This window comes from Prosthecobacter sp. GW821-HT29F12, assembly GCF_058803405.1.
Genome location: NZ_CM179517.1, coordinates 2,610,495 through 2,631,888, shown reverse-complemented (window position 1 = coordinate 2,631,888; position 21,394 = coordinate 2,610,495). Strand labels below are relative to the sequence as shown.

Below are 21,394 nucleotides of genomic sequence, written 5' to 3'. Positions count from 1 at the left end.
AAAACGCTCTTTCCAGAAGTAGGTTGAGTGTGTTTGGCGAACAAGACATTCTTCATCACGCAAACCCCTCGCCGCCAAACCGGCCGACTCTGGGGGCGTTCGCAGGTCATTGTGCTTGCCATGCGCTGATCGACGGACAGGAGTGTCCATCGTACTTCAGGCGGTGCGCTATTCGATTTTCCGCACGGTCAGCAGTTTCAGCGCTGGCTTGCCATCCTCACGGGCTTGAGCGAGATCCACAGCAAACTCCACCTGCCAGTCGTTCAGTTCTTCGGGATCGATCAGCACCTGGCAGATGCGCCAGGAGGTGTTGTCCTCGCTCGGTTCCACGTAGGTATGGCGGCCGTTGCGGGCTTCGTTGTCGAGGCGGATGCGCTCATGCTCCGCGTAATACGGTTCCATGAGAGATGCCAGGGCTTCGGCGTTGAGTGGGCCGCTGACGGTGCTGACTGCGGCTGGGTAGTTTTCAACGGAGAAGGGGCGCAGAAAGCGGAAGATCTCGGTGCGGATGAGGGCGGTGAATTCGCGTTTGTTGCGTGTGATGTCGGGCGCTTCGGCTGGTTTTTCCTGCGGCTCGTCCGGCTTGAAGTTGGGATCGCGCATACGCTCCCATTCATCCAACAGGCTGGAGTCTGTGCCGCGCAGCACTCCGGCGATCCAGGCTTCCATCTCCTGCACGGGCTCGGTCTTGAAGTTCTCAGGCACGGTTTGCGCCAGCACCTTATGCACGCCGGAGAGATGGCGTAGCAGCACGCCTTCGGCACGGTGCAGTTCGTAGTCGTTGATGTAGTCGCTGAAGGTGCGGAAGTTCTCGAACATCTCGCGCGCGATGCTCTTGGGGCGGATGTTCTCCTGGCCAATCCATGGGTGCGCCTCGCTGAAGGCGTTGAAGGTGCTGTAGATGAAGTCGCGGCAGGGTTTCGGGTATTCCAGCTCCTCCAGCTTGGCGATGCGTTCTTCAAATGGCACGCCTTCGTTCTTCATCGCCACCATGGCCTCGTCCTTCACCTGATCGAGCTGACGGCGCAGGATGATGTCCGGATTTTCGAGGATGGATTCGCACAGCGTCATCACATCCGCCGCATAGGTGGGCGAGGCGGGATCAATGAGCGCGAGGGTGTCGATGAGATAAAGCGAGAGCGTGTAGTTCAGCGAGAAATCCTCCTGCAACTCCACATTGAGCCGCAGCTTGGTGCCGTCCTCATCACGCTGCGCTGTGGGGATGATCTCGATGATCTTGCGCCGCACCAGCGCGCGAAACAGCTCCCAGGCACGCTTCTCGTGCTGTTTCTTCGCGTTGGTTGTTTCGTGCGAGTCTGCAATGAGCTGGCGCATCGCGGCACAGGCATCGCCTTTGCGGCTGAGCACTTGAAGCAACATGCCATGCGAGACTTGAAAGCGCGACATCAGCGGCTCCGGTGCGGCGCTTTGCAGCTTTTTGAAGGTGTCTTCATTCCAGCCCACGAAGCCCTCCGGTGCTTTCTTCTTCACCATCTTGCGCATCTTTTTCACATCGCCGGCAGCCTTCGCCTCCATCTTCGCATTCTCCACCACGTGCTCCGGTGCCTGGCAGACGACGTAGCCCACGTCGTCATACCCACGCCGTCCGGCACGTCCGGTGATCTGGTGGAAGTCACGCGCGCTCAGTGTGGCCACCTTTTCGCCGCCATACTTGCTCAAGCGCGTGAGCAGCACGGTGCGGATGGGCACATTCACGCCGACGCCCAAAGTGTCCGTGCCGCAGATCACTTTCAGCAGGCCGCGCTGCGCCAGTTTCTCCACCAGCACGCGATACTTTGGCAGCAGCCCGGCATGATGAATGCCCACGCCATGGCTGAGATACTTCTTCACTTCCTTGCCATAGGGGCTGGTGAACTTCGCGCCCTGCATCGCTTCTTTAATCGATGCCTTTTCCGCGGCGGTGCAGAAGTTCAGGCTCATCAAATCCTGCGCTGCCTGTGCGGCTTCATTCTGCGTGAAGTGCACCAGATACACCGGCGCTTTGTTGGCCGTCACGAGCTCCTGCAGCGTCATATCCACGGACGTCTGCGCATAGCTGAATTCCAGCGGTACCGGCCGCTCATACGCGGCCACCACGGTGGTCTCGGCCTTGGTCAGGTTGGTGATCTTCTCTTTGAAGAAATCGGAGCCGCCCATTGTGGCGGACATCAGCAGAAAGCGGGAGTTGCTCATCGTCAGCAGCGGCACCTGCCAGGCCACGCCGCGCTCACGGTCGGAGTAGTAGTGAAACTCATCCATGATGACTTCGCGAAAGGGGGCCTCAGCTCCATCCCGAAGCGCGTAGTTTGAGAGAATTTCCGCCGTGCAGCAGAGGATGGGCGCGTTGCGGTTCACCGTGGCATCTCCCGTCGCCATGCCCACGTTGTCAGGGCCGAAGTCGCGGCACAGGGAAAGAAACTTCTCATTCACCAGTGCCTTGATGGGACAGGTGTATACGGAGCGGCAACCTTTCGCGAGGGAGCGAAAATGCAGAGCCAGCGCCACCAGCGATTTGCCCGAGCCCGTGGGGGTGTTGAGGATCACGTTGCGATCATCAAACAGCTCCAAGATGGCCTCCTCCTGCGCAGGGTAAAGCTCCAGGTTTTTCTCCGCCACGTAGTCAAGAAACCCCGCCAGCAGCTCATCATTGGAGCAGTCGGTGGATTTCGGCAGTCGGCGCAGCAGCGGGTGGTCAGTCATCTCCTGCCCATCGCCTGCGACCATCACGCATGCAACCGTCTGACGAGATCAAAACGGGGGTGGGAAGAAACCTGGAGGTGGGCGCATGCCGGGGCCGCCGGGGGGACCTCCCGGGCCACCACGCCGACCGCGTCCCGGAGGGCCTAAGCCGCCGCCGGGAGGACCCCGCCGTGCAAAGCTGGCATCCGGTGTGCCGGCGAACTGACGTGGCACGTAGGGATACTCATCGGTGAGCACGTAATAATAGGTGCCCTTGGGAAATTCAGGCGTCACTCCAAAGCGGCCGTTGCCGGCATCCAGGTCGCCGCTGCCTTCGATGTATTCGTAGTCCTGCACAAAGGACCCATCATACTTGCCACCGGGAGAGCCAGCGGGGCGGGTGCCTGCCTTGATGGCATAGCTGGAATCGAGCTTCTTCAAGGCGCTGTTGCCATCCTGCGCCGTGCTGTAACCCCAGGGGCCATAAATGGGAAAACCATCTGCCGCCCAACCGACGAGCACCATCTTCGGTTTGTCGCCGGCGATTTTTTCGATCATGCCGTTGGGGATGCCGTGGTAGTGGTAGGCCCCATTGGGCTGCACGTGAGCGTTGCTCGCATCGAGCCCGAGATCAATCGCCCCGCCATGCGGTTCATACTGCCAGCCGCTCGCCGGATTGCCCTGCCACCACTCAGCGGCGAAGGGATCAAAGACAACGCCGTTCACCGCGATGCCGAAGGGCTGCAAGTGAAAGGGCACCGGCTTTTCCGCGACCTTCGGATGCAGCGGCACTTTGTAGTCGTAGCTCTGTGGCGCGATCACGTTGGGATTGTGCCGGTTGGGGAACTGGCCGGGCGTGTGATCGGGAATGCCATTGGCCTGGATGCGGCGGTAATGGTCATCCGTGGTGATCTTCACCTCATTCGGAGGCAGTTTTGATGAAGCGGCGAGGCAGGCGGTCACAAGTGCGGTGCTGATCACTTTGATCAGCATGGCAGGAGTGGCAGCGAGGCGGGAAAATCTCATGTCGGGGAAATAACCCCTCGGGCGCGGTTTCGTTACAAAAATAATCCTCCCATGCGTCTCACGATTCCTGCTTGCTTCCGGGGGAGGATTCCGGTTTGCATCCTGTCATGCCAAAGGCTCCACGTCCCCAACCCGACCGCATCCCGCAGGTCGCCGTTCTTGTCGATACTTCGCGGTCTTATGGCCGTGACATCGTGCGCGGCATCCGGCGTTATGTGGCGGAGCACGGCCCGTGGTCGCTGTATCTGGAGCCACGCGATCTGCGCAGCCGTTTCCCTGACTGGCTCAAAGACTGGCCCGGAGACGGCATTCTCTCACGCACCGTCGATGCCGCGATGCTGCGCCAGCTCAAGGCGACGAAGCTGCCGGTGATCGAACTCCGCACCACGGTGCTGCCGCATTCGTTTCCCTTTGTCGGCATGGACAACCGCATCGTGGGCACGCGGGTAGCGGAGCATCTGCGCAATCGAGGCTTCCAACGCTTCGCCTGCTATCTGGACACCGCCGAGGCCTTCTTCGTCGAACGCAGCGAGTACTTTACGCAAACTCTGCGTGCGCATGGCTTCGAGTGCTCCCTGTTCAAATCCGGCGGGGCAGGGACGAAGCGGCTGCGCTGGGATGAGCACCAGCGCGCCTTATCCGAATGGCTGACGTCTTTGGAGAAACCCGTGGGCGTGTTTGCGGTGAATGATCAGCTCGGCTTCTGGCTGCTGGATGCGGCGCGCCGTGCAGGCATCGCCGTGCCGGAGGAGGTGGCGGTTGTCGGGGCGGAGAATGACAACATGCTCTGCGACACCGCCTCCCCACCGCTCTCCAGCGTGCGCTTGCGCGGGCAGGCCGTGGGTTACGAAGCAGCGAGCATGCTTGATGAATGGATGGCGAAACGGCGTGTGCCCAAGCCCGGAGAAAAGCATCTGCTGGCGCCGGGGGACATCGTCGTGCGTCAGTCCAGCGACATCGTCGCGGTCGAAGATCCCCGCATAGCCGAAGCGCTGCGCTTCATCCGCCAGCATGCCACAGAGCAGATTGATGTGACGCGGGTTGCGCGGGAGACGGCGCTCTCACGCAGCGTGCTTGAGCGCCGCATGAAGGCGCTCATCGGCCGCAGCCCGGGGGAGGAGATCAACCGCATCCGCTTTGCGGCGGTGGAAAAACTACTCACTCAGACCGATCTCACGCTCGATGCCATCGCCGCCCGCTGCGGCTTCACGCACCCGCAGTACATGGCCGAGGCGTTTCGAAAGCGTGCAGGCATGACGCCGGGAGAGTTTCGCCGACAAAGGGCGGTGATCTAAGGTGCGGGATCGGCAGGAGGCTGCCGCTTCGATTGAAACAGCTTCACCGCCTTGAGAATCATCGCGGCACGGGAGCCGAAGACGAAGTGATCGAAGTCCGGACGCAGTTCCATGATGTGCAGGCACATTGCCTGCAGGACCATCAGATCAGCCCCCATGAAGGAAATGGGTTTCCGGCTGGCAAAGTAAAACTTCGCACCGCTGCCCACGGCGATTTCCACCTTCGTCAGATCATCCACGCGGCCTTCAGCGAGCTTCTTGCGGTGGCACAGCCAGTGGGAGATGACGCCGTCTTCGATACGGATGGAAAAAAGCAGGGTGGGCAGCACGAACACCGGAAGCAAACATCCCATGCCCACGCAGATTCCCAGCAGGAGCTTCAGATCCAGCGGGCGTCCTTGATGGTGGTTCATGGCACCAATCGCCACGGCTGCCACCGCGCCTATGACCAGACCGGCGATAAAAATAGAGCGTATCTGTTTCCAAGTATTGCCGAATTCAGTGCGCATGGTGGAGCATGCTTTAACTAAATCCTGCCTGAGACGGCAAGAAAAAAGGCGGTTCCGATGAATCGGAGCCGCCCTGTGAAACTGCTTTCAGCGCCTGATTAAGGAACCGACTTCACGCTGGAGAAGATCTTGCCCAGAGTTTCCAGGCTCTTCTCGCTGTCTTTCTTCGAGATCCAGTAGGTGATGGTCAGCACCTTGCCGTCTCCCACTTCGGTGAAGAGGAAGCCGATCACGGCAGGGCCCCACTCCTTGCTCTCGCCGCTCCATGAGATGCGGCTCCACTTGCGGCCGGAGTCTTCAAAGTCTTTGGTTTCTTTGGTGGCGGCATCCACCTTCACCTCATGATCTTCGGTCAGCCATTTGAGGCTTTCCTCAATGACGCTGTCCATCTGCTTCTCGTCGGCCACCACTTCGAGGTAGATCGTAGCCACATTGTCGGCGGATTCGGCGAGGATGCCGTCGTCAGAGGCTTCGGGCTCCCAGGAATCCGGGATGCTGACCGTCGTCGCTGGTTTGTCCTCCGGAAGTTTGACCGTGCCAGCCGAAGCCAGAGCAGGGAAAAGGGTGAGCAGGAGGGTGGCGACGATGAGGGTGTATTTCATGGGATAGAGTGCCGTGGGCACAACATATCGCAGCAACGAGACCCGTGGATTTATCTGCAAGTGGAAATCTGACCGCTTTTTGCAGTCGGTAGGTACAAAAAACGGGGTGGATCACTCGATCCACCCCGGTTCTTTGAAGTGTGTACCAACAGCCATGCAGGAACCACTATCTGAAAATTGCGACTGGCAGCCTTGCGCCGCTTTCGTTGTCTGGTCGCAGATTCCCACATCTTGAAGAAGATGTGTCAGAACGATGTAAAACATTCGCAAGAAAGACGGCTCCACTCGGCAGGGGAATCTGCCTGCTTAGTGAGTCTGCCTAGTTTTGCGCTTTTGCAGCAGTACCTTGGCCACCAGCAGCACGATCACCAGATTGACCACCAGGGCGGACACATGGATGACGCTTGCTTTCTCGTAGATCGCATAAACCTCGGGTGGCAGGTAGATGCAGCCGCCCACGAGAGCCAGCCATTCGGCCCACGCTTTCTGCTTCCACAACCCGTAGGCCTCCGCAAAGCGGATCGTGGAATACAGCAGCGCCATGCCGGCCATCAACCACAGACGCTGGTCGGTGAACGAGGAAAACAGATCAATGAAGATGTGGGGATACTTCCGGGCCGGATTGAGATGCAAATGCTCCACGATTTCGCTGCTCCACACGTGCAGATCCCGGTGCAACAGCCCCAGCAGCCCAAAACCCGCCAGCAGGACAATCGCCCCCTTGGCCGCTTCAATCGCGGCCACTACATCAAGACTTTTGCGCAGGCCGGAGGAGGTCATGCAAAACAATGCGCGGCCCGGTGGTGGCAGCAATGGGTAAGCGGGTGGATCATTTCAGTGATTCATCGTCTTGTCTGCCCTTGAAGGATGCATTGTCCCATTCGTTCAGGGGGCCTTGGTCTTCGTTGTTGAGCTGGATTCTGCCCGGGGAGCGCCAGCTTTGCTGAACTCTTACGGCATGTCTAATCCAGGCTCACTCCACAAACCGCACCGTCACACCTTTGACCTGCACCGCCATTTTGAGGCCGCGCTCCTTTCCCATCACGCAGATGGCGGTGTCGAGGGCATCGCTGGTCATGCAGTCCGGGGCGATCACGGAGCAGGCGATACGCTCCGTGAGTCCCAGTCCGGTCTGAGGCGAGACGATGTGGGAGTAACGAACGCCTTCGATCTCGGTGAACTGGTACAAGTCTCCCGAGGTCGAGACGCCGCAGTTGTGCAGGCGCACGCTCTCCAGTTTTTCTTCCGGTGCGGCGCTGGCAAACTGCCGCAGTTTGATCTCCCAGGCATCCTCTCCCGGTGGTGGATCGCCGATGGCGATGTCTCCGCCCGCCATGACGAGGGCGCGGGTGAGGCCGTGCTCACGCAGCACGCGCAGGCCGGCATCGGCGGCGTAGCCTTTGGCGATGCCACCGAGATCGAGCAGCATGCCTGGCTTCAGCAGCGTGATGGTGTGCGCTTTGGCATCCATCTGCACGGCGCGCCAGTCGGTGGCGGTGAACGCCTGCTGGAGGCGGTCTGCGGGGGGCAGTTTGTGGGTGCGTTTGGTACGCCGCCAGAGGTGGGTGAGATTGCCGCAGGTGATGTCCAGGGCGCCCTCGGTGAGGCGTGCGAATTCGAGGGAGTGCGAGATGAGTTTGAAAAGATCGTCGCTGGCTTTGAAGGGCTTGTTGGGTCCGGCATTGCAGAGCTGCATGAGCTCGCTGTTGGGCTCGTAGTCGGAGAAGACGGCGTTGAGTGCGGCGATGCGTTTGAAGGCGGCATCGGCGGCGGCTTCCGCCTGGGCTTTCGTGTCCGCATGCACGGAGATGCGGAAGGTGGTGGCCATGAGCGGCGCGGAGAAATCAAAGCGTTCCAAGGCCTGCGCTGGAAGGGCACAGAGGAGCAGGAAAAAGGGAAGGATGGAATACACGGAACTCACGGCAGGAGGATCGTATCGACGAAAAACCCGGCCTTGGAAAGGCCGGGGTAGGCAGCGGGATGGGAGTCTCCCATTCCTTGTTTACCAAGCTGGCTCTGCGTGAAGCGCGTCGGAGAGATTCATGGAAGGCGCAGAGACAGGGCGGATGCGGGTCGTGATGGGCTTTGCCAGTCCTTCACAAGCCGTACGGATCAGGGGAATGACGTCGGTATTTCGGCAGCGGACGAGCAGCACGCGGCGCTGTGGCAGACCGTGAAGGTAAATGACGCCGCCGTCATGCTGCTGGACGATCTCCAAGCAATCGCCGCTGCCGGACCGGCGGCCCAGTTCGGAGGCGGCAGACAGGGTGGCATGCGCCAGCACCAGGATGGCGGCGGTGGGTTGTTCGGCATCGCCCGCGCAATCGAGCAGACGCCCGGCGTCATCAGCGATAGCGATCTGAATGACTTCGGGAATGGAGGCGAGGGCGGTGAGTTCCATGGTCAAAGCACAAGGCGGGTTTACGCGGCGAGAGCGTGGGTGGGAAGCTCGTGAGGGGTGGCGGAGGTGCTGTCTGCAGGCGCGGTGCGCAGGCGGAACTGATGCAGCACGGCCTGGGAGATGGCATTCAGCGTGGCCAGCACATTGCGACCGCTGCGTGCGTCCGATTCGAAACTGAGAAAGGGCGTGGGCCGGTTGTTGAAAAGGTACTCCAGGTATTCCACCGGCGCGGCATTGGGCAGGTCACGCTTGTTGTATTGAATCACGATGGGCAGGCGGTCGAGCGCGCTGCCGTTCATGCGCAGGTTGGCTTCCAGGCTTTGCAACGAGTGCAGATTGTCGCGCTGGCGGTCCATCTGGGAATCCGCCACGAAGACCACTCCATCGGCCTGCCTGAGCACGAGTTGCAGCGTGGCATTGTAGGTGATCTGGCCGGGAACGGTGTAGAGATGAAAGGTGGTCTTGTAACCGGGTAGGGCATCCGCCTCGACGGCGAGGAAGTCGAAGAAGAGGGTGCGGTCCTGCGCGGTCGAGAGCGAGACGAGATCGCTGCAGCCATTGGGGTCCAGCTTGGCGTGGATCTGCTGGAGATTGGACGTTTTCCCGCTGAGCGGACTGCCGCAGTAGACGATCTTGAAACTGACGGTGCGGTCGTCGTGATTGATGCTGGGCATGGCGGAGGGGAATGACGAATGGAATGAAATGAAGACCGCAGCCTGACGCTGAACGCCGGGCTTTTAGTCCAGCATGCGGGCGAGTTCGCGGGCGATGAGAGTGATCTTGTCGCGCATGCCGGTGGAGGGTTCGTCATCATGCAGCACGCCGATGATGGATTCCCCTGGGAAGCAGAACGTCAGCAAACGACCACCCGCATTGAGCGTGAAAGTTTCGGCACCTTCAATGCCAATGAGCGGAGCGAGACCGCGCAACTGACGGGCGATGTCCGGCGCCTGGCGCTGGAATTCCACGGCATCCTCCTTGGATAAATCCGCATGGCTGAGCACCTGGGAGCCGTGCAGGCAGACGCAGGCGCTCAGACCCGGCTGCAGGGCCAGCAGTTCAACGACGCGTGGCGCGGCCAGTTTCTCCTCAGTGCCCAGCAGGGCGCGCAGCAGGAGCTGATCCGTCTGGGTGTCGAGCGGGGAAAGACCGAGGAAGGAATGCTTCACCGCCGCCATTTTAGCCGGAGCCGCCGCGAGCGGTGTGGCTTGAGCTGCGGGTGTCCTGAACAAAGCGGGTGCAGCCGGAGCGAATTTGGGTTCTGGTCTGGACTGCGGTGCCGCCGCCTCTGAAAACAGCGGTACATTCAGCGACGGGGAGCTGAACAACCCACGCGAGGCAGGCTGTGGTGCCGGGGCCGCAGGCGTGGAGAACGATGGAATTTCTTCCAGGGCCGGAGCGAAGGAAGGAGTGGGCTGAAACGAAACTGGCGCAGGCGCGGGTGTGGCAAACAGGCTGGAGGCTGGTTTGACCTCGGGCGCGGGTGCAAAAGCAGGGACAGGGGCAGTGGTCTGCGGTGTGGGAACCTGCCCAAGCAACTGGGCGCTGCTAAACCCTGATTCCGCAGGCCCTTTGCCTGAAAGGGGGCCGGTGGAGGAGGAGGCAAAAGGATCGAAGGGTTTCACCGTCCCAGCCAGAGGTGCACTCTGCGGAGAAGCTGAAGGAGCCCCTGATGGCGACGGCGATGCACCGAAGGATTGAAACGCTCCGGCAAGTGGCTGCAGGGGGTTCGATGGCGATGCAGACGCCGGCTGTGCTGAGGGAAATGAGAGTCCTCCCGGTGCTGGAGGCGGGGCCCCTTCGGCGGGTGCAGCAGGAGGAGAAAATCCAAACTGTGCAGGTACGCTGGCTGGCTGAGGGGAGCCAAAGGCTGAGTTGGGAGAGGAAGCTGCCGCAGGCTGGCTTTGGGTAAAGGGAGCCAATGCCGCAGCGAACATCGGAGCTGGCTGCTGGGGTTCAGCGGGGGCAGGTGGAGAAGAAGCAGCGAACATGGGCTGCGAATTCTGATCTGGCTGCTGCTGAGGATGGGGCTGCACCGAGAAGCGGGCAGGGGCTGGGGCTGCTGCCGGGCTGGGACTGCCAAAGGTGGCTGCCGCCGCAGGTGCCGCCGACATGTTGGTGAGCGAGTGAAACACCTCGTTCTGGGGCAGCTTGATCTTGAAGTCGCGCTTCGCGTTGGAGAGCGTGTTGCGGAAACCGAAATCGGAGATGCCATCAATGAGCATGCCGAGTTCCAGCACCACGTTGCCGGAGGCAATCTGTTCGTGCAGCGCGCTGGCCTGCACGCTGGTGGTGATCCACGCGGGGAGAGTGGCCGGGTTGAAGCCCAGTTCTTCCACACTGTAACCGGCTAAAACGGCAGCGAATCCAAGCTTCGCCATGCCTGATGAGCCGGGCGCCCCTGCTGGTGCCTGTGAGCCGAAGGCATTCGTCGCGGGAGCTTGCGGCTGGGAGGCAAACGAGTTTGGCGCGGGAGCTTGTGGCTGTGGAGCAAAACCGTTCGGCGCAGGTGACTCGGCCGGTGGTGGCGCCTCCTTCATGGCAGAGACGAAAGCGGAACCAAAGGGCATTGCGGGGGCCGTGGCCACGTCTGAAGGCGTGGATGCTCGCTGCTGTGCTGCGGGCGTGAACAAGGTGGAAATGGATGCCTGTGGCTGCGCCGTCGCGGAAGACGCAGCAGACCAATTTTCCGCCGGTGCAGGGGCAAACGGGGAAGCGGATGGCGCAGCTGCTGCAGGCTGCTGCTGCGGGCTGCCGAAGAGCGAACCATTTGGGCCACCACTCAATGAGAAGAGAGAGCCTGCCGATGTCGCGGGAGCAGACGCTGCGGGCTGTTGCTGCGGACTGCCGAAGGGCGAACCATTCGGGCTAACACCGAACGAGAAGGGAGATCCCGCTGGTGTTGAGGGTACAGGTGCTTCGGCTTGCTGCTGCGGACTACCGAAGGGCGAGCCATTCGGGCCACCACCGAGCGAGAAAGGAGATCCTGCTGGTGTTGAGGGCGCAAGTGCTTCGGCTTGCTGTGAGGTGCCGAAGGGCGAACCATTCGCGCCACCGCCTAGAGAGAAGGGAGATCCTGCCGATGTTGCGGGAGCAGGTGCTGCGGGTTGCTGTTGCGGGGTGCTGAAGGGGGAGCCATTTGGGCTGCCACCGAACGAGAAAGGAGATCCTGCTGGTGCTGAGGGCGTTGGTGCTTCGGCTTGCTGCGAGGTGCCGAAAGGCGAGCCATTCGGGCCACCGCCCAAGGAGAAAGGAGATCCAGTTGAGCTGGCGGGCGCAGGTGCTGCGGGCTGCTGCGGCGGGCCGAAGGGCGAGCCATTTGGGCTGCCACCCAGTGAGAAGGGAGATGCGGCTGAGCTGGCGGGAGCGGGGGCGGCTGGCTGCTGCGAGGTGCCGAAGGGGGAGCCATTTGGGCTGCCACCCAGTGAGAAGGGAGAAGCGGCTGAGCTGGTGGGAGCGGCTGCGGCTGGCTGCTGCGAGGTGCCGAAGGGCGAGCCATTCTGGCCACCACCGAACGAGAAGGGAGACCCTGCTGGTGCAGAGGGCGCAGGTGCTGCGGGCTGCTGCGGCATGCCAAAGGGCGAGCCATTGGGACTCGCGCCAAATGAGAAAGGCGATGCTGGAGGCTGCTGCGCCGAAGGTTCGGCGTTCGGCGGGCTCATTTGGAAAGGAGTGCCCAGGGGCGATGCGGGCGGGCCGAAGGAAAACGGTGCGGGTGATGGGGCTGCGGCAGGAGCGGGGGCCGCACCATTGACCTCGCGGGCTTGCGCGATCAAACCCGGAAGCTTGGCCGCTGGCAGGGACACCATGCGTGGATCCTGAGGTGAGATGGGCACTTGGAAAAGCGCTGGGCAGACCCGGTAGAGTTCAAAGACAGGCAGCGCCGCCTGTCCGCTGCGCAGGGCGTTTTCCAGCAGGGCAGGTGGCAGGGAAAGAGGCTGCTCCGCAGGCAGCGCCCCCATGCGCACCACTTCGGCTGGGAGCTGGTGGATCACATCGCCGACGGTTAGCGGTGAATTCGTGGGCGTGGCTCCGATGACGCTGAAAGGCGACATTCCTGCGGCTGAATTGATCGGCGGTGCAGCAATCGGTTCGTTGCCAGCTGTTCTGAAAAGTGGATTGCCCCCGACTTGGAAGGGGGATGCACCAGCTGGAAACTGTGTAGGGGGAGACGCTTGCATGGAAGAGGGGCTGTTCGTGCCAGGGCCAGCCATTCTCTGAGGATGTGATCCCGCGAAGTATTGTGGAGGGTCTTGCCCCGGTTCGTTAGAACCGGCCCCTCGCTGGAACAAACTTCGGAACGAAAAACTCATCTGCGGATGTAGCGGCCCGGCTTATCAAAATAGCAAGCCTGTGTGAAAAATCTAGTAATTATAAAGAAATGCCTCGGCATTAGCGTTATTTAACTGAGGTTAAGTATTATTGCCACACAGTTCAAGCATTTTTCAGCGGTTTCACTTATCTGAATCATTGTTAAGCATCCTTGTGGCTATGCCTGTAGGGGTTGCATGGTACTTCGCGCCGAAAAGGAGATGCGGCCCTGTCTTTAATGAACGGATACCGCCTGTCCGAAAAAGAATTTCAGAATCAATGAATTTTCTCTTGCGCAATTCTTCTTTGAAAGCAATATCCCCGCCCGCTCAATCCGAGCAAAACGACCCCTTCGTCTAGCGGTTAGGACACATCCCTTTCACGGATGCGACACGAGTTCGATTCTCGTAGGGGTCGCCACTCTCTTCAAGAGAGTGGCGGCCGAGGAAAATCAGCCACGACTGATCACCGGCAAAACTGCTTCACAATGGTGCCATATGCCATGCCATGGTAGTGCCGGCCCGGGATCAGGCCGCCCCGTCATTGTCACCGGAAAATGAAGCTTTGCTGGACACCGCAGGCGCATCCGCTAGGCATGCAGGCATGTCTTCATCAGGCGGCAAACTTTTCATCACGGGTCATCAGGGTCTTGTCGGACGCGCATTGATGCGTCACTACGCCGGCAAGCCGGAATGGCAGATCATCACCCGCACCAAGGCCGAGCTGGATCTGCGTGACCAGCATGCCACGGACGCCTTCTTTGCGGCGGAGCGGCCGGACCAGGTCATCCTCGCGGCGGCCACCGTGGGCGGCATCAAGGCCAGCTACACCCAGCCGGTCGATTTCCTGCTCAATAATCTGCAGATTCAAAACAGCGTGCTCTCTGCGGCACACCGCTTTGACACGAAGAAGCTGCTCTTCCTTGGCAGCACCTGCATTTACCCAAAGGTGGTGGAGATGCCCATCCGTGAAGACAGCCTCATGACCGGGCCGATGGAGGAGACCAATGCGCCGTATGGAGTCGCCAAGATCGCAGGGATCAAGCTCTGCCAGGGATACAGGCACCAGTATGGGCGTGATTTTATCTGCGGCATGCCGGCAAATTTGTACGGCCCCTTTGATAATTTTGACCCCGAGCACTCCCACGTGTTGCCCTCGCTGATCCGCCGTTTTCACGAGGCCAAGCTGCACAACAAGCCCAGCGTCACCCTCTGGGGCAGTGGCAGGCCGACGCGTGAATTCCTCTTCGTGGACGATCTGGCCTCCGCCTGCGCCTTCCTGCTGGAGAACTACAGCAGCCCCGACATCATCAACATCGGCACCGGCGCGGAGATCAGCATCCGCGATGCCGCAGAGGTCATCAAAACCATCATCGGCTACACCGGTGAAATCCTCTGGGACACCACGCAGCCAGACGGCAATCCGCGCCGCCTGCTGGACGTCAGCCGCATGGCAAACCTGGGCTGGAAGGCCAGCACCGACTTCCGTGAAGGTGTGGCGCGCACCTACCAGTGGTTCCTCGACAACCGGGCCACCGCCCGCGTGTGAACCTGCCAATGAAGTCTAGCTGGACACACCAGCACAACAATGCCAATTGAACCCATGGCCATCCAAGCTTTCCGCCCCGTCCTCATCACCCGCAACACCTGCCGTATTTGCGGCTCACGCAGCCTCACTCCTGTCGTCAGCCTTGGGGATCAATTCATTGGCGGCGTGCTTGCCAGCGCTGATGGCAGCGCCCTCATCAAGCGCAAGGTCCCTCTCGATCTCGTGCGCTGCGACCCTTCGCAGGATGAAAACGCCTGCGGTCTGGTGCAGATGCGCCACTCGGTGCCGCCGAAGGTTCTGTATCATCGCTACTACTATGAGTCTGGCATCAACCAGTCCATGATCGACAATTTGTCGGGCATCACCCAGCTCGTGGAGCAGACTGTCAGCCTCCGCGCCAAGGACATCGTGCTCGACATCGGGTGCAACGACGGCACGCTGCTCTCCAGCTACAAGACTCAGGGGTTGCGCCACATCGGCATTGATCCTTCGGACGTGGCCCTCAAGGCCCGCGCCAAGGGCTTTGAAGTGGTGAACGACTTCTTCTCCGCCCGCGCCTTTAGGAGCGTGCATGCCACGGAGAAAGCCCGCGTCGTCACCAGCATCTCCATGTTCTATGACTTGGAAAACCCGCACGCTTTTGTGCAGGACATCGCCGATGTGCTCGCCACGGACGGCATCTGGATCCTGGAGCAGAGCTACCTGCCAGCGATGCTGGACATCAACAGCTTCGACACCATCTGCCATGAGCACCTGGAGTACTACTCCCTCGCCGTTCTTGAGCGCCTCTTCGGCGATCACGGCCTCGAAGTCATCGACGTGCACCTCAACGATGTGAACGGCGGCAGCTTCCGTCTCGTGGTGGCCAATGCCGGCCAGGTGAAGCCTTCCGCTGAAGCCGCCGCCCGCGTGCAGGACCTCCGCATCCGCGAATTCGAAATGGCGATCGATTCCGACGCCCCTTACGCCGTGTTCCGCGAAAACATCGAGCGCATCCGCGCCGACCTCACCGCCTTCCTGCAGAAAGCCAAGGCCGAAGGCAAAGTGGTCCACGGCTACGGTGCATCCACCAAGGGCAGCACCACGCTGCAGTTCTGCAATGTCACGCCCGATCTCGTGCCCGCCATTGCCGACCGCAATCCGGTCAAGTGGGGCAGCTACACCATCGGCACGCAGATCAAGATCATCTCCGAAGAGGAATCTCGCGCTTTGAAGCCGGACTACTACCTCGTGCTGCCGTGGCACTTCATGCCTGAGTTCCTCAAGCGTGAGCAGGACTTCCTCGCCCGTGGCGGCAAGTTCGTCGTCCCCATGCCACAGGTGCATCTGGTGGGTTGAGTTTTGTCTTTAATCCCGGGGCTGTGCTGAGAGCGACTCATTTCGCGCCGCTCAGCCAGTCCTTGGGAACAAAGATCTGGAGTGCAAGATCGGCAGCGGTGGGATCGATGCTACAAACGAAGCCTGGACCACCCATCCAAAAGCGCCCTTCGGCTTCGCAAGAGGAGTGGGCATCAGAGGCCAAATATGCAAAGCATTGATCCGGCACACACATGGCGATGCTCGTATTCGTGGTCACATTCCAGCGAGCCAGCGTATTTTGAGTGATAAGAAACAGTGTTTCTTTGTCTGGACTGGGCAGTATTCTCAACAGACCGCTTATGCTGAATTGAAACACATTCAGCGGTTTCAGTTCGGGATTTCTGCCGGGAACAAGCTCTGAAAAGTCGAAAGCATATTTTTCGCTGTCATACGTCGTCGCGAAATACCGGCCTTTTATTGTCGCCAGTGTCACAATTTGGTTCTTGGTCAGCAATGTCTTTGTTTTTCCTGCATTGGAGAAGAGCCAGCAGCGATTGCCAAACTCGCCGTATGCATAAGCGCAGAGCCAATCTTCGCCCACGCGCATCATATGAGTGGGTTCTTTGAACCGTTTGTTAATGTGCGTCATGTCCGTGTTGAAGCTGACCCTCTGAGGCCGCCACTCCTGAGTCTCTGAATAGGTGAGCCTGCGAACGAGAACAGCAAGCTTTCCGTCTTGGAGTGTGACGTCGCACATCGGCCATCGTTCCTCCGGAGAGGTGAAGTTATTGCCCAGGGCCTGCCATACGTTCAGAACCTCGCTGGCAGTCACCTTGCCAAACCCTGACTGGGTAAGAGCGGCAGGTATGTGATCTTCAGCCGCCACGTCATGCACGACAGCCCCTGCCCAGCAAAAGATGATCGTCAGCAGATGAAATCTGCGAAAAGCGCATGGATTCATTAGAAGCTGAGGATGTCATATTGGCGGTTGAACTACCAGCTTTTTGCATGACGGCTCGACTATTCCACTCCTACGCCAGTGTGCTTGCGATACGCTGGCAGACGGGCGGGCTTACGCCACGACCATCCTACGATGAGGCGCACATCATACCACGCATTCCACATTCAGTTTGAATCCCGCGCCCTGCTCGCTCGTCTAGCCACACACCCATGGAAGACAAGCCCGAGCCGATGACGAACAGCGCCGCGCTGCGCCGCTTGCTTGTGTTCGCACGCGGGCATTGGCGCATCGCCGCGTGGCAGTTCACGCTGGCTGTGGCGGGCACCTCGCTCATTTTTGTGTTTCCCGGTGTGGTGCGCTGGTTCATGGATGAAATCATCCCGCTGAAGCGCGGCGATCTCATCTGGAGCGCGGGCGGTCTGGCGCTGCTGGCCTTCGCTTTGCGCGAAGGGTTGTTCTACTTTCGCACCCGGGTGAACTGCACCTTTGAGCAGCGCATGATCACGGATCTGCGCAGCCAGCTGCACCGGAAGATCGAATTGCTGCCGCTGCACTGGTTTGACCATCAAAGCACCGGGGACATCCTCACCAAGCTGGCCGACGACGTGCCTGCGACCCAGCGCGTCATCCTTGAAGGCATCGAGCAGGGCTGCACCGCCATGCTGCAGATTCTCATCACCGCCATCGTCATGCTGGTGGCGGATGCGAAGCTCGCGCTCATCGTCCTAGCCCCCACGCCGTTCATCGCCGCAGGGGGCTGGATCTACTCGCGCTGGGTCTCCCCACGCGCCACCGCCGCCCGTGAGGCCACCAGCGCGCTCAATGCCACGCTGCACGATACCATCACCGGCATTCGTCAGATCAAGAGCTTCACTGCCGAAGAGATGCGGCAGTGGAAGTTTCTCGCCGCCAGCCAGCGGCTTCAGGAAAAGCAGACACGCCTCATGGCTGCCTGGGCCTTCTACGCGCCCTCCATGACGCTGCTTGGAAACGGCGGTCTCGTCCTGCTGCTCATGGCCGGTTCCTGGTGGTGTGTGCAGGGCAGCATGACGCCCGGCCAGCTGATGGAGTTTTTGCTGCTCGTGGGCTTCCTTTACGAACCCATCGCCCGGCTCCACGGCGTCAATCAAACCCTGCTCAACGGCCTCTCCGCGGCCAAGCGCGTCTTTGCCATCCTCGACAAGGAAACCGAGGAGGACCTCGATGCCGGGCAGTCGCTCCAATCCATCCGTGGTGAGATCGACTTCAACGCCGTCACCTTCAGCTACCGTATCGAGAAGCCGGTGCTGCACGACATCACCCTGCGCGCCGCACGCCATCAGACCATCGCCATCGTCGGTGCCACTGGCTCGGGAAAGAGCACGCTTTTCCAGCTTCTCACACGCTTTTACGATCCGCAAAGCGGTGCCATCACGCTGGATGGCGTCCCGTTGCAAAATCTCAGCAAACGCTTCCTGCGCCAGTCCCTCGCCTACGTCACGCAGGAAGCCTTCCTTTTCGCGGGCACCGTGCGCGACAACCTCCTCATCGGCAAACCCAGCGCGACCGATGACGAACTCTGGGCCGCCTTGCGCGATGCCTGCGCCGAAGACTTCATCCGCCGCAGTCCCGAAGGACTCGATGCCGAAGTCGGCGAACGCGGCGTCCTTCTCAGCGGCGGCGAGCGCCAGCGCCTCGCCCTTGCCCGCGCCTTTCTCAAGGACGCCCCCGTGCTTCTCCTCGATGAAGCCACCTCCGCCGTGGATGTGAAATCCGAGCACCTCATCCAGGCCGCGCTGGCCAAACTCCGCGCCAACCGCACCAGCCTCATCATCGCCCACCGTCTCAGCACCATCGTGGAGGCAGATGTGATCTACGTGCTGCATCTTGGGAAGATCATCGCCCACGGCACGCATGAAGAGCTGCTGCAAAGCTCCGCGTATTACCGCGAGATGGCCGCGCTGGCGTTTGACGGAGGATAGGCCTCCGGCCTGTCAACGGACTGGGGCTTCCAGCCTGAGTCCGGATCCAAAAACGGAGGCGAGACGCCCCGATCCGCAAGACAGGCCGGAGGCCTATCCTACAAACAAAAACGCCTGAGCGTTTTCACACTCAGGCGTTCGTGGATTCAATGAACTCAGTTCAACTCAGTTCAACTCAGTTCAACTCAGTTCAACTCAGTTCGCGCGGCCGAGGTAGGTGCCGTCTTCGGTCTTGACGCTGATCTTGTCGCCAGGGCCGATGAAGAGGGGGACCTGCACGCGCATGCCGGACTCCGTGGTGGCTTCCTTGTACACGTTGTTGGCGGAGTCGCCTTTCACACCGGCAGGGCTGTCGGTGACGGTCATGATGATGTTCGCAGGAAGTTCGATGCCGGCGACGACGTCATCCGCGAAGACGACGAGGTACTTCTGGCCTTCGATGAGGTAGCCGCGGGTCTTGGCGTCCAGCTTGTCTTCACCGATGAGCACGTCTTCAAACGTTTCAGGGTGGATGAAGTGGTAGCCGTCGCCGTCTTTGTAGCTGAATTCGTGGTTGTCTTTGACGAGGTTCACGGACTCGAGCGACTCGTTGGAAGTCATGCGCAGGTTGTACATCTTGCCGATGGTGATGCTGCGGACGGACATCTGCACGAACGAGGCCATGCGCGGTGGCGTCTTGAGTTCGGTGTCGGTGACGACGCAAACGTCGTTGTTGTAACGGACGGCGTGTCCCTTGCGGAGATTGATAACTGGGGTGGCTGGCATAGGAGCGTGTTTCCTTGGCGAGTTTGGCGTGCTTTGCAAGCGCCGGTTCGCGCCCCGGAAAACCCCGGGGCAGGCATGCCGGACTCCAATCGCATTGATTTTCTTTGTTTTAGGAGCATGATTTAAGCGCCATGAATACCAATACATCGTCGTCTTCCGGCAAAGCCGGAATGTGTCTGCTGTGTGCCACCGCGATCCTGACCCTCACGAGTTGTGATCCTCTCTACTTTGGCCCGGGCTACGGTCCGGGTTACTCGGCCTACGCTCCGGCCTACGGTCGCAGCAACTACCTCTACTACCCGCGCTACTCCACGTACTACCATCCGCAGACGCGGCTGTATCATTATCATAACGGCAGCTCCTGGGTGGCGAGCCCGCGTCCTTTCGGCGTGCCCTCCGGCACCTTCCGCACTTCTCCCTCGGTGCCGCTGCACCTGAACAGCCATCCGCAGTTCCACCATTCAGGCGTGGGGCAGGCCTACCCGCACAACTGGAACGGACCCGGCCACGGGCGCCACTAGCATGGCTTCTTCCGACCGCTGCCGCTGAACCGGTGGCGTGTGTGGAAAGGTGGGAATGAAATCAAAAAGGCGCGGGACCAGTGGGTCCTGCGCCTTTCTTTTTTTTGAAGGATGAGCCCCCGGTTAAGACAGGTTCAGCGCGCCGCCTTCGCAGAGTTCCTTCTTGCCGAAGGTCTGCAGATCGTGGCCCATGGCCTGCGCCACGGACATCCAGAGGCGGTTGTGCGCGGCTTTGTCGAACTTCAGGCTGCGGCCCATTTTGAATCCGCAGCCGCCGCCGATCATGATGTAGGGGATGTTGTCCAGCGTGTGGCTGTTGCCCTTGCCGAGTTCATTGGTCCAGACGAGCAGGGTGTTGTCCAGCATGCTGCCGCCGCCGGTGGCCTCGGGGGTCTCGCTCAGGCGCTTGGCCAGATAGGCAAATTCGCCGGCGAACCAGGTGTTGATCTTGATGAGCTTCTCGTAGCTGTCCTTCTTGTCGTCCGGATCGTGCGAGAGGGAGTGGTGGCCCTCCTGGATGCCGAGCCAGCGCATCTGTGCCATGCCCACAGAGCGCATGTACTGCAGCGTGCCGATGCGCGCCATGTCGTTGGCCAGGGAGTTCACCAGCAGGTCGATCTGAATGCGGCTGATTTGAGGCGTGTTGTCGTTCACGAGCTCGATGCTTGGGTCCACCTGCGGCACGGGGTGGATCAGCTTGCCCTGTTTGTCGGCATCGGCCAGATCCTGCTCCATGCTGCGCACCAGCGTCATGTGCTGGTCCAGCAGCGCCTTGTCGCGGGCGCTGAGCTTGGAGGACACCTTTTTCAAATCCTCGCGCACATCGTCCAAAATGCTGACGAGGCTTTCCTTGTCCTTCATGCGGCCATAGACCTTTTTCAGGATCTGATGCGGGTCATCAATGGGTGCCACGGGCTGGTTGCCACCGGCATAGCTCATGCGCGTCCAGGGGTCGGCACGCTCCGGCACCGCCACGCCAAACTCCAGGGAGCCAAAGCGTGTCTTCGTTTCCGCGCGGCTCTGCAGGAAGTTCTTCAATTCCTGGTCGATGGAAATATTGCTGGCCCAGCCGGCGGGATTGCCGCCGCCGCCCATGATGTTGCCCTTGAGCAGTTCATCGCAGGTGAGCAGGCAGCTCATGCCGCGCATGTGGCTGTCGCCATCGCCCTTCACTTTGTTGGCGATGCCGTGCAGCACCAGCATCTGCTTTTTGAACGGCTCCAGCGGCTTGAGGATGGACTTGAAACTGAAGTCCGAGCCTTCCTGATCCGGCCAGAACTCGTTCGGCAGCGTGCCGTTCGGCGAGAACATGATGATCAGCCGCTGCTTCCGCTGCGGTGCAGGGGCGCCCGTGATGCTGGGCAGTCCCGCAAGGAAGGGCAGGGCCCCGGCAGAGATGCCGAGATCGCGCAGGAATTGGCGGCGGTGAAGGTGTTTCATGGGGGCAGGCTTTTTTTGTCTGAAGGGGGGTAATCATATACCACCGCAGAAGAGCCTATCTAGCACTGAGGCGGGG

The 21,394-nt window shown here is 60.5% G+C and carries 17 protein-coding genes and 1 tRNA gene; 6 read left to right on the top strand and 12 right to left on the bottom strand.

Annotation, left to right across the window (positions count from 1 at the left end; genetic code table 11):
- Positions 1-168: 168 nt before the first annotated feature.
- On the bottom strand, positions 169-2,700 hold the full coding sequence (locus AC3RLQ_RS10845; protein WP_493036943.1) for a DEAD/DEAH box helicase: 2,532 nt from the start codon (positions 2,698-2,700) through the stop codon (positions 169-171).
- Between the two features lie 48 nt (positions 2,701-2,748).
- Entirely contained in the window at positions 2,749-3,705 is a 957-nt protein-coding gene (locus tag AC3RLQ_RS10840; RefSeq protein WP_493036941.1) for a YHYH protein, read from the bottom strand.
- 107 nt (positions 3,706-3,812) lie between these two features.
- Between AC3RLQ_RS10840 and AC3RLQ_RS10835 the strand changes: the two genes are divergently transcribed.
- The gene (locus AC3RLQ_RS10835) at positions 3,813-5,000 is read left to right on the top strand and encodes a XylR family transcriptional regulator (protein ID WP_493036939.1); all 1,188 of its coding nucleotides are present in this window, start codon (positions 3,813-3,815) and stop codon (positions 4,998-5,000) included.
- On the opposite strand, the gene AC3RLQ_RS10830 is transcribed toward AC3RLQ_RS10835, so the two are convergent.
- The 7 genes from AC3RLQ_RS10830 to AC3RLQ_RS10800 form a co-directional block, all read right to left on the bottom strand.
- A complete protein-coding gene (locus AC3RLQ_RS10830; protein ID WP_493036937.1) occupies positions 4,997-5,509 on the bottom strand; it encodes a hypothetical protein in 513 nt (170 codons plus the stop codon). The genes AC3RLQ_RS10835 and AC3RLQ_RS10830 overlap by 4 nt on opposite strands.
- A 98-nt stretch (positions 5,510-5,607) precedes the next feature.
- Positions 5,608-6,111 (bottom strand): hypothetical protein, encoded by a 504-nt coding sequence (locus AC3RLQ_RS10825; RefSeq protein WP_493036935.1) that lies wholly within the window; start codon positions 6,109-6,111, stop codon positions 5,608-5,610.
- A gap of 306 nt (positions 6,112-6,417) precedes the next feature.
- Positions 6,418-6,891 (bottom strand): DUF2127 domain-containing protein, encoded by a 474-nt coding sequence (locus tag AC3RLQ_RS10820; protein WP_493036933.1) that lies wholly within the window; start codon positions 6,889-6,891, stop codon positions 6,418-6,420.
- Between the two features lie 193 nt (positions 6,892-7,084).
- The gene (locus AC3RLQ_RS10815; protein ID WP_493036931.1) at positions 7,085-8,032 is read right to left on the bottom strand and encodes an FAD:protein FMN transferase; all 948 of its coding nucleotides are present in this window, start codon (positions 8,030-8,032) and stop codon (positions 7,085-7,087) included.
- An 81-nt stretch (positions 8,033-8,113) separates the two neighbouring features.
- Complete coding sequence (locus AC3RLQ_RS10810; RefSeq protein ID WP_493036929.1) at positions 8,114-8,512, bottom strand: roadblock/LC7 domain-containing protein; 399 nt, start codon at positions 8,510-8,512, stop codon at positions 8,114-8,116.
- Between the two features lie 20 nt (positions 8,513-8,532).
- Positions 8,533-9,186: a GTP-binding protein gene (locus AC3RLQ_RS10805; RefSeq protein WP_422319793.1), complete on the bottom strand. Its 654-nt coding sequence runs from the start codon at positions 9,184-9,186 to the stop codon at positions 8,533-8,535.
- 63 nt (positions 9,187-9,249) lie between these two features.
- Positions 9,250-12,567, bottom strand: a complete 3,318-nt coding sequence (locus AC3RLQ_RS10800) for a hypothetical protein (protein WP_493036927.1) — start codon at positions 12,565-12,567, stop codon at positions 9,250-9,252.
- 601 nt (positions 12,568-13,168) lie between these two features.
- Here AC3RLQ_RS10800 and AC3RLQ_RS10795 point away from each other — a divergent pair.
- From AC3RLQ_RS10795 to AC3RLQ_RS10785, 3 genes are all read left to right on the top strand, one after another.
- A tRNA-Glu gene (locus tag AC3RLQ_RS10795) sits at positions 13,169-13,243 on the top strand.
- Positions 13,244-13,426: 183 nt separating this feature from the next.
- Entirely contained in the window at positions 13,427-14,371 is a 945-nt protein-coding gene (locus AC3RLQ_RS10790; RefSeq protein ID WP_493036925.1) for a GDP-L-fucose synthase family protein, read from the top strand.
- A gap of 54 nt (positions 14,372-14,425) precedes the next feature.
- Positions 14,426-15,709 carry a class I SAM-dependent methyltransferase gene (locus AC3RLQ_RS10785; protein WP_493036923.1) on the top strand — a complete coding sequence of 428 codons (1,284 nt, stop codon included), beginning with the start codon at positions 14,426-14,428 and terminating at the stop codon, positions 15,707-15,709.
- A gap of 37 nt (positions 15,710-15,746) precedes the next feature.
- Here the strand turns inward: AC3RLQ_RS10785 and AC3RLQ_RS10780 are convergent, their stop codons facing one another.
- Positions 15,747-16,631 carry a hypothetical protein gene (locus tag AC3RLQ_RS10780; protein WP_493036921.1) on the bottom strand — a complete coding sequence of 295 codons (885 nt, stop codon included), beginning with the start codon at positions 16,629-16,631 and terminating at the stop codon, positions 15,747-15,749.
- Between the two features lie 209 nt (positions 16,632-16,840).
- Between AC3RLQ_RS10780 and AC3RLQ_RS10775 the strand changes: the two genes are divergently transcribed.
- A complete protein-coding gene (locus AC3RLQ_RS10775) occupies positions 16,841-18,592 on the top strand; it encodes an ABC transporter ATP-binding protein (protein WP_493036919.1) in 1,752 nt (583 codons plus the stop codon).
- Positions 18,593-18,787: 195 nt separating this feature from the next.
- On the opposite strand, the gene AC3RLQ_RS10770 is transcribed toward AC3RLQ_RS10775, so the two are convergent.
- On the bottom strand, positions 18,788-19,357 hold the full coding sequence (locus AC3RLQ_RS10770; RefSeq protein WP_184338114.1) for an elongation factor P: 570 nt from the start codon (positions 19,355-19,357) through the stop codon (positions 18,788-18,790).
- A 131-nt stretch (positions 19,358-19,488) separates the two neighbouring features.
- Here AC3RLQ_RS10770 and AC3RLQ_RS10765 point away from each other — a divergent pair, with 131 nt between their 5' ends.
- Entirely contained in the window at positions 19,489-19,878 is a 390-nt protein-coding gene (locus AC3RLQ_RS10765; protein ID WP_493036917.1) for a hypothetical protein, read from the top strand.
- 123 nt (positions 19,879-20,001) lie between these two features.
- On the opposite strand, the gene AC3RLQ_RS10760 is transcribed toward AC3RLQ_RS10765, so the two are convergent.
- Positions 20,002-21,318 carry a DUF1552 domain-containing protein gene (locus AC3RLQ_RS10760; protein WP_493036915.1) on the bottom strand — a complete coding sequence of 439 codons (1,317 nt, stop codon included), beginning with the start codon at positions 21,316-21,318 and terminating at the stop codon, positions 20,002-20,004.
- Positions 21,319-21,394: the final 76 nt, after the last annotated feature.